We start from the raw sequence: 13,238 nt of genomic DNA on the forward strand, positions 1-13,238 counted from the left end.
TGCGGCATCCCTGCGCCGCTTCATTCATGCAATTGGCGGCAGGCGCGACCACGCCACCGCTGTGTAACAACAGGATCGTCATGTCAACCCAAGCGCACTCCCTGGCCACCGCCGCCCTCACCACTGTCCTTATGCTCGGTGCATTGGCCGGCTGCGGCAAGCCCGACACGGCGGCGACCCTGCTGGCCGAAGCGAGGCAATTCCAGCAGAAGGGCGACCATGTGTCGGCCCTGATCCAGCTCAAGAACGCGGTCGCCAAAAACCCGTCCGACCCGGAAACGCGCCTGGCGCTGGGCGAAGCCTATAACAAGCTCGGCGACGCCGTCTCGGCCGAGAAGGAAGTGCGCAAGGCCATCGAGCTGGGCATGGCGGCGGACCGCGCCTTGCCCGAATTGTTGATGGCGCAATTGTTCCAGGGACAGTTCCAGAAAGTCGTCGACGGCACCGCCGACAGCGCCTACACGGCCAACGTCAAGGTGCTCAGCCAGCGCGGCGCCGCCTTTTACCAGCTCGGCAAGCGGGCCGAAGCGGCCGACGCCTTCGAGCGCGCCCTGAAAATCGATCCGGGCTACCCGGTCGCGCTGATGGGCCTGGCAAATATCGCGCTGGCCAATGGCGACAAGGCGGGCGCGGCGCGCTATGTGGCGCAGGCGGTCGAGAAAAATCCGAAGGATGTGGCGAGCTGGCTGTTCAAGGGTGACTTCGAGCGTTCCCAGGGCAAGCCGGCCGAGGCGCTGGCCGCCTACGACCAGGTGCTGGCGCTCGAGCCGGGCAGCGCCGGCGGCCACCTGCAAAAAGCCTATCTGTTCATCGCCGAACGGCGCTACGACGAAGCGGCCGTCTCGCTGGCCGCCGCCAAGAAAAGCGCACCGAAGAACCTGATGGTGACCTACGCCCAGGCCATGCTCGACTTCACCCAGGGCAAGCACGCGGCCGCGCTCGAATCGCTGCAGCAAGTGTTGCGCGTGGCGCCCGACCACATGCCGTCGGTGCTGCTGGCCGGGGCCGTGCACTTTACCCTCAAGTCGCTGCCGCAGGCCGAGCAAAACCTGAAGAAATACCACGAAGCCCACCCCGAAAACGATTACGCGCGCAAGCTGCTGGCCTCGACCCGCATCGCCGCGGGCGACCCCAAGGGCGCCATCGCGGTGCTCGCGCCAGTGCTGGCCGCCTCGCACGACCCCCAGCTGCTGGCGATCGCCGGCAAGGCCTACACCGACAACCGCGAGTTCGGCAAGGCTACCGAACTGCTCGAGCGCGCCAGCACGCTCGACCCGAAAAAGGCGCAACTGCGCACCGCCCTCGGTTTGAGCAAGCTCGAGCAGGGCGAAGAAGCGCGCGCCCTGTCCGAACTGGAACTGGCCAGCACGCTCGACCAGACCACCAGCACCGCCGGCACCACCCTGGCCATGACGGCGCTGCGCCTGAACCAGTTCGACAAGGCGCTGGCGGCCTTGGTGCCGCTCGAAGCGCGCACCCCGGGCGACCCGATACTGCTGAACCTCAAGGGCCTGGCGCTGCTGGGCAAGAAGGACCAGGCCGGCGCCCGCAACGCCTTTGAAAAAGCGCTCAGCCTGCACCCCGATTTCTTCCCGGCGCTCGACAACCTGGCGCGCCTCGACATGCAGGCGAGCAAACTGGACGCCACGCGCCAGCGCTACCAAGGCTTTTTGGCCAAGTATCCCAACAGTGTCGAGGCGCTGACCGCGCTCGGCGCCATGGCCGTGGCCCAGCGCCGCCTGCCCGAAGCCGGCGTCCTGCTCGAGCGCGCCAGCGCGGTCGACCCGGCTGCGGTCGGGCCGGCCATCGTGCTGGCCAATCACTACGTGCGCATGGGCGAGGCCACCCGCGCCCTGACCCTGGTGCGCAAGCTGCTGGTGGCCAATCCGGACAATCCCGCCGTGCTCGACCTGCTCGGCCAGTTGCAGGCCGTCACCGGCGACCAGGGCAGCGCCATGGAAACCTTTACCAAGCTGACCGTGGTCGCGCCGCAGTCGGCCGAAGCGCATTTCCGGCTCGGCGCGGCCCATGTTGCGATCGGCAACCTGCCGTCGGCCAGCGCCTCGCTCAAGCGCGCCCTGGTTTTGCAGCCCGATTATCTCGACGCCCAGCTGGCGCTGGCGGCCGCCCAGCTGCGCCAGAAACAGTATGGCGACGCGCTCGGCGTGGCGCGCAGCATGCAAAAGCAGCGCCCCAAGCTGGCGGTCGGCTTCGTCTCCGAAGCCGACGTGTTATTGGTGCAGGGCAATGCCGCGGCCGCCATCCCCTTGTACGATAAAGCGTTTTCGTTGGGCAACAACGCCGAGCTCTTGATCAAGCTGTACGAAGCCTTGCGCATCGGCGGCAAGGCCAAGGAGGCCGATGCCAAAGTGCAACAGTGGCGCGCTACCCATCCGGACGATGTCAAGGTGCCGGGTTACCTTGGAGAGCAGTATATTTCCAATAAAAAATATCAATTAGCAATTACGGAATTTGAAGCCATACTGAAGAAGTCGCCTGGCTATCCTAGCGCGCTCAACAATCTGGCGGTGGCCTACGACCTCGCCGGCGATGCGCGCGCGCTGCCGGCCGCCGAGGCGGCCGCCAAGGCATTGCCTGGCAACCCGGTGGTGATGGATACCCTGGGCTGGCTGCTGGTGCAGCAGGGCGACCTGGCGCGCGGGCTGGCCCTGTTGCGCGAGGCCAGCGCCAGGCTGCCGGGCGTGCCCGATGTCCGCCTGCACCTGGCCAAGGCCCTGATCAAGTCGAAGCAGGAGGCGGCCGCGCGCAAGGAACTTGAAATTTTGCTGGAGAAACATAAGCAATTTCCGCAAGTGGAAGAGGCGCGGGGCTTGCTCAAACAACTATAAACCGGTTGCTTGCCGCTTTCCGCGGGTCGCGCCGGCGCCACTGGGAGTTTTCACATGAATGCAGAGCACGACGCAGTGGAAGCAATGGGCAGGGAGCAGGCCCATCTTGAGTCGTCCTACGTGGTCGGCGGCGAGGAGGACGTGGCGGCCGAGGATGGTAGTCTTTTGATCGGCAACTTTACCGATAACGACCGCACCTTCGGCATCCGCCTGGCCGATACCGACGAGGGCCGCAATTCGGCCAGCCTGTTGATCAGCAAAATGTACGCCACGCGCGGCTACAACGTGGCGCGCATGGAAAAGGACCCGAACCGGATCACCCTGTCGGCCTCGGACAAGGGCAGCGTGATCGGCACCGTGACCCTGGGGCTCGATTCCGAGCGCGGCATCCTGGCCGACGAGATTTTCCACGACCATGTCGACGCCTGGCGCGCGCGTGGCGCCAAATTGTGCGAAATCACCAAGCTGGCCTTCGACCCGCAGGTGAAATCGAAGATGGCGCTGGCGGCCCTGTTCCACACCCTGTTCATCTACGCGCGCTACATTCATGGGCGCACCGACGTGCTGATCGAAGTCAATCCGCGCCACCGGCGCTTTTACCAGACCATGCTCGACTTCCAGGACCAGGCCGAGCTGCGCCACAATACCCGGGTCGACGCCCCGGCCTACCTGATGTGGCTCAGCGTCGAGCACATGGCGCAGCAAATCCGGCGCCTGGGCGGCACCAGCAGCCATCCCGGCAGCGAACGTTCCCTGTATCCCTTCTTTTTCTCGCAACGCGAGGAAGAAGGCATCGCCAATCGCCTGATCAAGCTGGGCTAGGTTTTCGGCACGGCCGGCTGGGCGTCGTAGCGGCCTGGCGCGATGATGCCGTCCGGGTCGAGCCGGGTCTTGAGCGCGTGGATCACGGCCCAGTAATGCGGATCGCGGCGCACGATGGCGGCCATCATGTCGGCGCGCGCGCGGTACACTTCCAGCCCCATCTCGTGGATCTTGTCGAGCAGGCGGTCGGCGCAGAAGTGGGCGCGCTTGACCCCTTCCAGGTTGCTGCGGTCGAACAGCAGGTTGATCACCGCCACCAGCGAGGTCGGGGTTTCGATATTGATGGTGATGTACAAGGTGTCGTGATAATAACGCGCCGCCGTCTTCTTCATTTCAGTGATGAAGCGGTCGACGAAGGCCCCGTCCAGCGGCAGCGCCGGATTAATGAACAGCAAGCCGCAATTCGACTGGTCGAGCTGGGCCGCGCTGAGGTCGGCGCGGCCGAATTTCCACAGCAAATTATCGATCGCCGCATCGGTCGGCACCCCCAGCGCCAGCGTATGAAGGGGCCGGATCGCCGAGATCGCGGCGGCGTTGGCGCGCGCGGCCGGAATGAAGCGCAGCCGGTGCGCCACCGCGTAGGCGGTGTCGAGCAACTGGTGCGTGATCGGGCGTACCCGCGCCAGCCCCTTCATGCGGCGCCGGATCTCGACCAGGTTGGCCTTCACCTGCGCCTTGGTGCCGGTGATCGCGCCCAGGCTGGCCCACTCGCCCGGCGCGATCAGGTCCATCACGCTCTCGGCCTCGGCAAAGGCGCGCTCGGGCGTGTAAGCGCATTGCTGCTCCAGGTAGCGCGTCACCCCGTAGGCCAGGGTGGCGTGGGTGCGCGCGCGGTTGGCGATGTGGGTGACCGACTCGATCAAGCCTTCGCGCTTGCAGTTGGCCAGCTCGTCGATAAAGGCCGGCAAGTCCTCTTCGCGGCGCAGCGACAGCGACAGCGCCACTTGCTTGGGGCGCTTGGGCACCAGGCGGAAACAGGCGCTGACCACGAGGCCGAAATTACTCTGGAAAAAAAGTCCGTCGAGCATCGGCCCCAGGCCGTACGGATTGCTGGTGCCCAGCGGCGAGCGCTTCAGGCGCCGGAAACCGGTGCGCAGCAGCTTGCCGTTGCCGCACACCACGGCCAGCCCGAACAAGTCTTCCTTGCGCGGGCCAAAGTAACCGACCCCGCGGTCGAGCGAATTGCCGATGATGCTGGTGGCGCGCGCCGAGCCGGTCACATTGAAGGTCAGGTTCGGATGGTGTTCTTCCAGGAAGTCGTACAGCATGCCTTGCGTCACGCCCGGTCCGATCACGGCCACCGGCAACACCCGGCCGTTGCTCTTGTCGACCGTCATGCGGATCGTGTTCAGGGCGCCGAGGTCGACCAGCAGGCTGCCGGCGGCGGTGGGCGACTTGCCGCCGTAGCCGAAGTTCAGGCCGGTGGAGAAGGGGTACAGCGGGGTGCCGTTCCTGCGCGCTTCGCGCACCAGCTTGATGACGGCGCGCACACTGGCCGGACGCACCTGGCCGAGCACATCGGTGGCGCGGCCGGTGATGTTATTGCTCGGATGCTCGCTCTGGGTGTAGGCCATGGGACATTATCGCCTAAAAAGACGAACGACCCGAGCGCCACCGGCGGTCGGGTCGTTCGTTGATGCGATGCGCAAACCGGCTGGCAAGCCCGGCTGGCGCATGCGCTGCTTACTTCTTGGCCGCTTTGCGACGCGATGCGGCACCCAGGGCCAGCAGGCCCAGGCCGACCAGCACCATGCTGCCCGGTTCAGGCACGGCGCGCACTTCCGAAGCGATCGAATTCGACGCCTGGTTGATGGTCAGCTTGTAGGTGCGGCCGGTGGTCAGGGTCACCAGGTTCGACAGCACGGTGCCCGACGTTTCCTTGATCGAATTTTGCGACAATTCACTCGAAGCGACGCCATCGTTGATTTCGCTTGGGGACCAGTTCATGATCGTGGTCGACACATTGCCGATCACTTCCTGCAGCGACAGCGCCCAGCTGATCGTGCCCAGCGAAGAACCGTTGACGCCGGCGGCGGCATTGACGAACGCGGCCACATAGGCTTCGAAGCCGAGTGCGAAGCGCGCTTGCAGGGTGGTGCTGGCGACGAACACGGTTTCCGAGGTCGCCGAGTTGGCGATGGTGGCGTTGGCGCTGCCGGCGTTACCTGGCGACATGACGGACGAATCGGCGCGGGTCAGGCCGTTGGCGCCAATACCGATCGCGCTGCCGGCGATGTACATATCGCCCAGGGCGTAGTTGCCGCTCGGCGCAGGAATGTGCGCGGAGAAATTGTTTTCCACGCCGCCTGGGTAGTTACCGACTGGCATAGCAACGCAGGAAGGACCGGCGCAACGGTTCTTGACGTCGACGGTGCCGCCGATGGTCGTGCTGAAGATGTTGCCGCTGCCGGCGCCGGTGCCGTCGTTACCGTTGAAGTTAGAGGCGGCGGTGCCGGTGCGGTTTTCAGTTTTGATGGTGATGCCGGTGGCGGCGTTGTTGTTCGCATCGAGGATGATCAGGCCGGTGATGGCCAGGTCGGCCATGCCCATGGTGGCGGCCGATGCCGGCGCGGCGATGAACGCGGCTGAGACGGCGGCGGCGGCGAGGTATTTTGTCAGTTTCATAAGTGGTTCTCCCGATTTTTGTTTGTTGATCCTGCGTGCCTTCCTATAAGCAGGAGTCGTGCCAGAAGCCGGGGATTGTTTAAAATCAAGTGCTTAGCACCGTTTTCATGGTATGTGCATGCCTTGGTGTAAGGAAAACCGACAGCCTGGACGCCGTTTAATCTTTACCGGGAGAAATAAATGCCTTGTGAAACAGATGTCGGGTTAATAACATCGGTGGCATGCGCAGCCAGTTGCCGCGGATATACAGCAAAAAGCGCGCGGCGCCGCTGAAGCGGTCGCCACAGCTGCGGTGATGCGGCAGCAGGGCGCGCAGGAACAGGGCGTCCATCAGGGCCAGCAGCGGCGCGCCGGGGCCGGCCGCGCGCACGGCGGCCTGGGCCGCCTCGGGCACGGGCGTGTGCAGCAGGCGCGCGCCATAGCGCAGCGCGTAGAACAGCGGGCGGCCCAGTTCCAGTTCGGCCGCGCGCGCGGCCAGCCCGTCCCAGAAGCCGGGCGTGGCGCTTGAGTGGCTCAGCAGGCGGTGCAGGTCGAGCAGGTCGCGCAGGCCATGGTCGAATTCGCCGTCGTAGAACAGATGCAGCGCGCTGTGCAGCACCATGTCGGCCGGGGCCAGCACCTGCAGGGGCGCCTGGCCGGCTTGCGCGGGCAAGGCCACGGCGGCGGCGCGCAGCTTGGCCGGGTCGGGCCGCAGGCGCGCCGTTTCCGGCAGGATCGCGTGGTGGACATCGATCACGCTGGCGCGCCGCCCATGCTTCATCGGCGGCAATTCGTGCATCCAGGTACGGTAATAGCGCTGGTCGTAGGCGTCCTGCGCCACCGTGGCCCAGCCGTGCAGCATCAGCGCCGCCTCCACCTCGGCCAGGCGGTCCTTGGGCACCAGGATATCGATGTCGGAAAACAGGCGCCCGCGCCCGGCCGCCAGCTGCGCCATGGCGTAGGCGCCGCCCTTGAGCAGGAGCAGCGGTATCGCGTCGCCCCCGCTGGCGGCCAGCGCCGCGCCGATCTGCGCCACTTCGAAGCGCACCGCGCGCGCGTGCCGTTCGGCGTGCACGCCGGCCCAGTCCAGGTGGCGGCGGGCGGCGGGCGGAATCGCGCCGGCCAGGCCGTGTTCGTCCAGCAAGCCGTGCAGGCTCGCTTCGAGCCGCGCCGCCGCCGCCTGGCGCAGCAGCAAGTCCCATTCGGCCAGGCCCAGGCTGGCCGCGCGGCTTGGGTCGCGCAGCAGTTGCAGCAGGAGCGGCACGGCGCAGCGGGTCACGCCGCGCCCGCCAACTGCTCGAACACCGCGATCGCCTCGTCCAGCGCGCTGTAGGTAAAATCGATGCAGCGCGATTGCGCCACCAGCTCGCCCAGGGCGCTAAACCCGCGCGCGCCCAGCACGCTGTAGTTGAAACCATTTTCGGCCACGCGCATGAAGGCGCGCGCCGGGGTCAGGTCGCGCAGCGTGGTGGCCGCGCCCGCCGTGTATTTGGGAAACACGATCCAGCCCGGGCGCGCCAGTTCGTGCGCGCGCGCGATGCTGTCGGACGGCGCTTTCAGGTGCGCCACCGTGCCCTTGGTGGTGTCCGGCACCGGATTGCTGATGACGGCGTCCGGCTGGTAGCGCCGCATCACCGCGATCGAGGCATTCTTCAGGCTGATCGGGCGCGGCAGCGGCGCCAGCAAGCCGTCCTGCGGGCGCACCAGCGCCAGTTCGTCCGACAGCAGGCGCCAGCCGCGGCTGACCAGGGCCGCGCACAAGGTACTTTTGCCGGAACCCGGCGGGGCCGGCAGGATGGCGGCGCGCCCGTTCTTCTCGATCACGGCCGCGTGCAGGATCAGGTATTCATGCGCGCGGCTCGACACGCACCAGTTCATGCCCCATTCGAACATCGGAAACGCTTGCGCGGCCGGCAGCGGCAGGAACGGCGCCATGCCATCGTAGACGAAGCGCGCCAGCGGCTTGTACCAGCGGCGCAGCGAGGGCGGCGGCGCGATATCGACGTGGAAGTCGGCAAACTCGTTGTTGTCCAGCAGGGGGTAGTCGGCGTACAGCAAATGCAAGCCATCGGCCACGCTGGCGAAGGGGCTGTGGATGCGGGTGACGAAGGCGCCGGTGCGCAGGTCGATGCTGCCCTCGCGCAGGCGGCGGCCCAGTTCGGCGCGGCCGAGCGCGCTGACAGTGCTCATGCGCGCTGTTCGATCAGGGAAATGGACGCCAGTTGCTCGAGCAGCGCTTGCAGCGCGCCGTTGGCGTCCTGGTCCTCGTCCGGCACGCCCAGCGCCAGCCGCAGCGCCGCCACATCGCGCGCGCCGCCGTGCACGGCCAGCAGCAGCGCCAGCGCATCGGCGTCGAGCAGGTGGGTGTCGCCACTGAGGTCGTTGAACAGGACCGCTTCCTGTTCCCATTGGCGGTATTGCAGGCGCTGGCCGGGAAGGACGTGCCAGGAAAGGGCGTGCGGCATGATCTGGGAAAGGCGGGCGCACGCGGCGCCGGCGCCGTGCAGGCTACTGATGGAAGGTGGTTTTCAGGTAAGCGACGATCTCGTCGCCATACCATTTGACGCCCGCCGTCGGCGAGTAGTAGCCCAGCTTGCCGCCGCCGTTGAACTGGTATTCTTGCCAGATGGCGCGCAATTGGTTTTCGGTCAGTACGGTCGAGCGCTTGCTCTGGATGTTCAGGTAGGCGGCGAGCACATGGCTGGCCACATTGTGGGGATCCAGGTCTTCGCTCTTGAACGGGCCTTTGCCGCCCTTGCCGCCGTGCGGATTGCCATTGGTCTTGAACACCTCGGCCAGGGTCAGGTCGCCGAGCGCGGCCTGGCTGGCGTTGACCGGGAAAATATCCTTGAATTTACGCGCCGGCGCCGGGTTCGACGGCCATCCGGCCGCGTTGTTGGCATAAAAGCCGGGCGAATTGCCGCCGCAGGTGAGCGGATTGTCGGGCCGGTGGCTCGATTGCAAGCCGTTCGAGAGCGAGCCGGACGGGGAAGCGCAGACGGTGGCGGCCATGCCGGGCTGGCTGGCCAGGGTCATCAGGACCCCGGACGCGCCCAGGCCGGCGCGCGTAAAGCGGCGCCGCGCGTTGCCGGACGCCGACAAAGGCGCTGGCGGCGCTACTGCTTCGCCGTTGGCGCGGTCCGGTTGATGATTGATAGTCACGTCAGTTTCCTCGAATTGAACGGCAGCGTCAGGCGTGCCTGATACAAAGTTAAAGCAATTTTTATTCCAATGCCGCGCCCCGGCGCTAAAATCTGATGCAGATCAAGGGCTTGGTGGCGCTATGTGTTAGCGGCGCCGGCGCCAGGCGGTCTGTCCTGTAAAAAAAACCGACATCCTGTCTTTCGCGCAAGTATTCCACCATTTGGGCCGTCTGTCGACCGCCTTTAGAAGAAGCTTTCCGGAATCACCAGCACATCGCCCGGGCGCATATAGATATTCGCCGAAATATCGCCCTGCTTGATCAGGTCGTTCAAGCGCACGGCCAGCTTTTCCGACTTGCCGTCCACCTTGCGGATCACGATAGCCTTATTGCCCGAAGCAAACTCAGTGACGCCGCCGACCGCGATCAGCACATCCATCAGCGACATGTCGCGCCGGTAAGCGAGCGCTTGCGGACGGGCGGCTTGCCCGATCACGCGGATCTGCTCACTGTAATTGCCGACGAAACTGGTCACGATGACGGTCACCACCGGTTGCTGGATGTATTTTTCCAGCGCTTTTTCGATATCGCGCGCCAGGATGGTCGAGGTTTTGCCGCTGGCTTGCAAGTCTTCCACCAGCGGGGTGGTGATCTTGCCGTCCGGACGCACCGGCACCGTGGTCGACACTTCCGGATTGCGCCACACCACGATATTGACGGTGTCGCCCGGGCCGATCAGGTATTCATGGGCGCTGGCCGGCGCCGGATCCGCCACCACGGTCGAGACCGGGGAGGCGCAGCCGCCCAGGAACAGGGCCGACAGGGCCAGCGCGCTGGCGCCAAGCCATTTCATCGTATGCGATTTGAACGTGTTCACCTGATTTTCCTTTATGCGGACCGCGCCGGTATTAAATTACTATCGTGCAATTTTAATTACAACAGTTTCTATTTTAGCATGAAGTTTTTCAAGCGAAAGGGATGACGCGTTTTTCTTTCCTCACGGTGTTGTTTGCGGCATTGTTTGTTGTTGCAGCAGCGCCCGCACATGGATCACCGGGATGGCGTAGCTGATGCCGCTTGGGTTGGTGATCGCATTTTCCTTCAATCCCTTGACGAACACCATGTTCAGCACCGCCAGCACCTGGCCGCTGTCGGGATCGTAGACCGGGCTGCCGCTGTTGCCCGGATACGCCGTGCCGTCAAGCTGATAGATGGGCGAGGGTGCGCGCGCCAGTTGCGCAATCGCGCGCGCATCGAGCTTGCGCGCGCTGACCGAGGGCATCACCAGCGGCGTAATGGCCGACAACATGGCGCGGTGGGTCACCGGATGCAAGCCGAGCACCATGCCGAGCGGAAAGCCGGTAAACGCCAGCGCCTGGCCTTCCTCGACCGCGCCGCCGTCGCCCAGGCGCAGCGCCGGCATCGGCGCGCCGGCCAGGCGCAGGTGGGCCAGGTCGTGCAGGCGGTCGAGCCCGGCCAGCCTGGCGGGGCGGAAGTCGACCTTGTCGCCTTTGGCGATGACGATGCCCAGCGTTTCATTGCGTTCGCTGTCGAGCGTCTCGGGGATGCCGTGCGCGTTCGTGATCACGCTCAGGCCGTCGCCGGTGACGAAGCCGGTGGCCACGAACACGATGGCCGGGCTGCGCGTGGGCTGGTAGGTGCCGATCCCGACCACCGAGGGCTTGACCGCGGCGATCACCTGGCCGAAGGTGGCGCCGGCGGCCGCGCCGGGCGCCCATGCAAGAGCGGCAAGCAGTGCGCCGGCCAGGCCAAACCCGGCGCGCAAAAGGAGGGAAGAAGTCATGCGCCGACAGTACCCGATTGGCGCGCCGGCAACAACTAGTTTCATTCACGCAAACCGGCTGACAATGGTCGCTTCACCACTGTTGTAATTTCGGCTTGCGGGTCACGGTTTTCTTCCTTTTTTACGAATCGATGTGCGAAACTCTTTGCGAAGGGCAACAGGATTGGCCGAATTGTCATTGAATACATGAGTGATGCCGTAAACAATTGTTGAACGTGTACTATGCGGGCGAATTCAGTATCAGTAGGCAAGAGATTTCCTGTATCATATGATTATTAATCAATGCCTTAGAGCAATTTATTGTCATGCTCCTTGAGCTGCCCCAGCAAATTGCTTTTTGTGCATCCGATAACACGTTGGCTGGCGCGATGCGGCACCGGGCGCTCCGCCCGCATGTGCGTGCACAGCGGCCGGCCTGGGCCACCCTCCCGGGACACCTTCCCGGGATACCCTTTATGGCGAGATTGACGAGATGGCAGAACTGCAGGCCCTACTGACGAACTTCCTCAAAGCGATCTGGAAATACCGCTGGTATGCGGTCGTCATTTCCTGGATCGTGGCCATCGTGGGCTGGGCGGTGGTGTACCGCTTGCCGAACGAATACCAGGCCTCGGCCCGGGTGTACGTCGATACCCAGAGCATCCTGCAACCGCTGCTGTCGGGCATGACGACGGTACCGAACGTGGACCAGCAGGTGGCCTTCATGCGGCGCACCCTGATCAGCCGTCCCAACGTCGAGCGCGTCATGCGCATGGTCGACCTCGACATCAAGGCGTCCACGCCCAAGGACAATGAAAAGCTGATCGACGAGCTGATGGCGCAGATCAGCATCGGCGGCACCGAGCGTGACGACATCTACACGATCTCTTACAAGAATTCCAACCCCAAGCTGGGCAAGGACATCGTGCAGTCGCTGCTGACCATCTTCGTGGAAGGCAGCTTCGGCGGCAAGAAGCAGGATTCCGAAAAAGCGGTGCAGTTCATCGACGACCAGATCAAGAATTACGAAGAAAAACTGGTGCAGGCCGAAAACGCGCTCAAGGAATTCAAGATCAAGCACCTCGGCATGCTGCCGCGCGCCGGCGGCGACTTCAGCGCCAACATGGCCACGCTCGAAGACTCGCTCAACCAGGCGCGCCTGGAACTGACCGAAGCCGAGCAGGCGCGCAACGCCATCAAGCGCCAGATCGCCGGCGAAGAACCGGCCCCGCTCACGCCGCCGGAAGCGGCCACCGTGGCCAATCCCGAAATCGATGCGCGCATCGCGGCGCTCAACAAGAATCTCGACGGCCTGCGCATGCAGTACACCGACGCCCATCCGGACATCGTGGCGGCGCGCCGCCTCATCGCCCAGTTAGAGGCGCGCAAGCTCGAAGAAGCCAAGCGCAACAAGCGCAACAACGACCCCGGCGCCAACTACAGCCCCATGCTGCAGCAGATGAACGTGGCGCTGTCGGTGGAAGAAGCGCGGGTCGCTTCGCTCAAGGCGCGCGTGGGCGAGTACACGACCCGCGTGGCGCGCCTGCGCTCGCAGAGCACCAACGCGCCCGAAGTCGAGGCCCAGCTGGCCCAGCTCAACCGCGACTACCTGATCAACAAAGAGAATTACGAAAAACTGGTGGGCCGGCGCGAAGCGGCCAAGCTCTCGGGCGACTTGAGTTCGGCCACCGACATGCTGACCTTCCGCGTGATCGATCCGCCGACCGTGCCCTCGACGCCGTCGGGACCGAACCGCCACCGCCTGTTCTCGTTCGTGTTCGCCGCCGCGCTGGCGGCCGGCCTGGGCGTGGCCCTGTTGATGAGCCAATTGCGTCCGACCTTCATGAGCCAGGGCAGCCTGCGCGACGTGACCGGCATTCCTATCCTCGGCAGTATCGGCATGAACTGGACCAACGAACAAAAGGTCATGCGCACCAAGCGCCTGTACGCCTTCAGCGCGGCCGTGATCGTCCTGTTCGGCGCCTACGGCGGCGTGATGGCGGCCCTATTTGTCCGACCGCTGCTCTGATGCGGCCTT

At 64.9% G+C, this 13,238-nt stretch carries 11 protein-coding genes; 3 read left to right on the forward strand and 8 right to left on the reverse strand.

Going from position 1 to position 13,238, the window contains the following annotated elements; all coding sequences use genetic code 11:
• Positions 1–80 precede the first annotated feature (80 nt).
• Together prsT and F0185_RS14490 are read left to right on the forward strand one after the other, a co-directional pair.
• Positions 81–2,849 carry an XrtA/PEP-CTERM system TPR-repeat protein PrsT gene (prsT, locus tag F0185_RS14485; RefSeq protein WP_167225510.1) on the forward strand — a complete coding sequence of 923 codons (2,769 nt, stop codon included), beginning with the start codon at positions 81–83 and terminating at the stop codon, positions 2,847–2,849.
• Between the two features lie 54 nt (positions 2,850–2,903).
• Positions 2,904–3,671: an N-acyl amino acid synthase FeeM domain-containing protein gene (locus F0185_RS14490; RefSeq protein ID WP_229477012.1), complete on the forward strand. Its 768-nt coding sequence runs from the start codon at positions 2,904–2,906 to the stop codon at positions 3,669–3,671.
• Here F0185_RS14490 and F0185_RS14495 read toward each other — a convergent pair.
• The 8 genes from F0185_RS14495 to F0185_RS14530 form a co-directional block, all read right to left on the reverse strand.
• Positions 3,668–5,245 carry an FAD-binding oxidoreductase gene (locus tag F0185_RS14495; protein ID WP_167225512.1) on the reverse strand — a complete coding sequence of 526 codons (1,578 nt, stop codon included), beginning with the start codon at positions 5,243–5,245 and terminating at the stop codon, positions 3,668–3,670. The genes F0185_RS14490 and F0185_RS14495 overlap by 4 nt on opposite strands.
• A gap of 109 nt (positions 5,246–5,354) precedes the next feature.
• A complete protein-coding gene (locus F0185_RS14500; RefSeq protein ID WP_167225514.1) occupies positions 5,355–6,296 on the reverse strand; it encodes an EDSAP-1 family PEP-CTERM protein in 942 nt (313 codons plus the stop codon).
• Positions 6,297–6,453: 157 nt separating this feature from the next.
• The gene (locus tag F0185_RS14505) at positions 6,454–7,554 is read right to left on the reverse strand and encodes a nucleotidyltransferase domain-containing protein (RefSeq protein ID WP_167225516.1); all 1,101 of its coding nucleotides are present in this window, start codon (positions 7,552–7,554) and stop codon (positions 6,454–6,456) included.
• Positions 7,551–8,465, reverse strand: a complete 915-nt coding sequence (locus tag F0185_RS14510; RefSeq protein WP_167225518.1) for an HprK-related kinase A — start codon at positions 8,463–8,465, stop codon at positions 7,551–7,553. The genes F0185_RS14505 and F0185_RS14510 overlap by 4 nt, the downstream gene beginning before the upstream one ends.
• The gene (locus tag F0185_RS14515; protein WP_167225520.1) at positions 8,462–8,740 is read right to left on the reverse strand and encodes an HPr-rel-A system PqqD family peptide chaperone; all 279 of its coding nucleotides are present in this window, start codon (positions 8,738–8,740) and stop codon (positions 8,462–8,464) included. The genes F0185_RS14510 and F0185_RS14515 overlap by 4 nt, the downstream gene beginning before the upstream one ends.
• Before the next feature lie 43 nt (positions 8,741–8,783).
• Positions 8,784–9,437: a hypothetical protein gene (locus F0185_RS14520; protein ID WP_166891414.1), complete on the reverse strand. Its 654-nt coding sequence runs from the start codon at positions 9,435–9,437 to the stop codon at positions 8,784–8,786.
• 224 nt (positions 9,438–9,661) lie between these two features.
• Positions 9,662–10,270, reverse strand: coding sequence for an XrtA/PEP-CTERM system exopolysaccharide export protein (locus F0185_RS14525; RefSeq protein WP_167225839.1), 609 nt, complete (start codon positions 10,268–10,270; stop codon positions 9,662–9,664).
• 144 nt (positions 10,271–10,414) lie between these two features.
• Positions 10,415–11,221: a S1 family peptidase gene (locus F0185_RS14530; RefSeq protein ID WP_167225522.1), complete on the reverse strand. Its 807-nt coding sequence runs from the start codon at positions 11,219–11,221 to the stop codon at positions 10,415–10,417.
• A 472-nt stretch (positions 11,222–11,693) separates the two neighbouring features.
• Between F0185_RS14530 and F0185_RS14535 the strand changes: the two genes are divergently transcribed.
• The gene (locus tag F0185_RS14535; protein WP_167225524.1) at positions 11,694–13,229 is read left to right on the forward strand and encodes an XrtA system polysaccharide chain length determinant; all 1,536 of its coding nucleotides are present in this window, start codon (positions 11,694–11,696) and stop codon (positions 13,227–13,229) included.
• The last annotated feature ends 9 nt before the right edge of the window (positions 13,230–13,238 follow it).

This window comes from Massilia rubra (assembly GCF_011682065.1).
Taxonomy (GTDB): domain Bacteria; phylum Pseudomonadota; class Gammaproteobacteria; order Burkholderiales; family Burkholderiaceae_D; genus Telluria_A; species Telluria_A rubra.

Excerpts from the sequence above, each read along its gene's own strand:
- prsT (WP_167225510.1), top strand. The coding sequence starts at position 81 with ATGTCAACCCAAGCGCACTCCCTGGCCACCGCCGCCCTCACCACTGTC.
- F0185_RS14490 (WP_229477012.1), top strand. The coding sequence starts at position 2,904 with ATGAATGCAGAGCACGACGCAGTGGAAGCAATGGGCAGGGAGCAGGCC.
- F0185_RS14495 (WP_167225512.1), bottom strand. The coding sequence starts at position 5,245 with ATGGCCTACACCCAGAGCGAGCATCCGAGCAATAACATCACCGGCCGC.
- F0185_RS14500 (WP_167225514.1), bottom strand. The coding sequence starts at position 6,296 with ATGAAACTGACAAAATACCTCGCCGCCGCCGCCGTCTCAGCCGCGTTC.
- F0185_RS14510 (WP_167225518.1), bottom strand. The coding sequence starts at position 8,465 with ATGAGCACTGTCAGCGCGCTCGGCCGCGCCGAACTGGGCCGCCGCCTG.
- F0185_RS14515 (WP_167225520.1), bottom strand. The coding sequence starts at position 8,740 with ATGCCGCACGCCCTTTCCTGGCACGTCCTTCCCGGCCAGCGCCTGCAA.
- F0185_RS14525 (WP_167225839.1), bottom strand. The coding sequence starts at position 10,270 with ATGAAATGGCTTGGCGCCAGCGCGCTGGCCCTGTCGGCCCTGTTCCTG.
- F0185_RS14530 (WP_167225522.1), bottom strand. The coding sequence starts at position 11,221 with ATGACTTCTTCCCTCCTTTTGCGCGCCGGGTTTGGCCTGGCCGGCGCA.
- F0185_RS14535 (WP_167225524.1), top strand. The coding sequence starts at position 11,694 with ATGGCAGAACTGCAGGCCCTACTGACGAACTTCCTCAAAGCGATCTGG.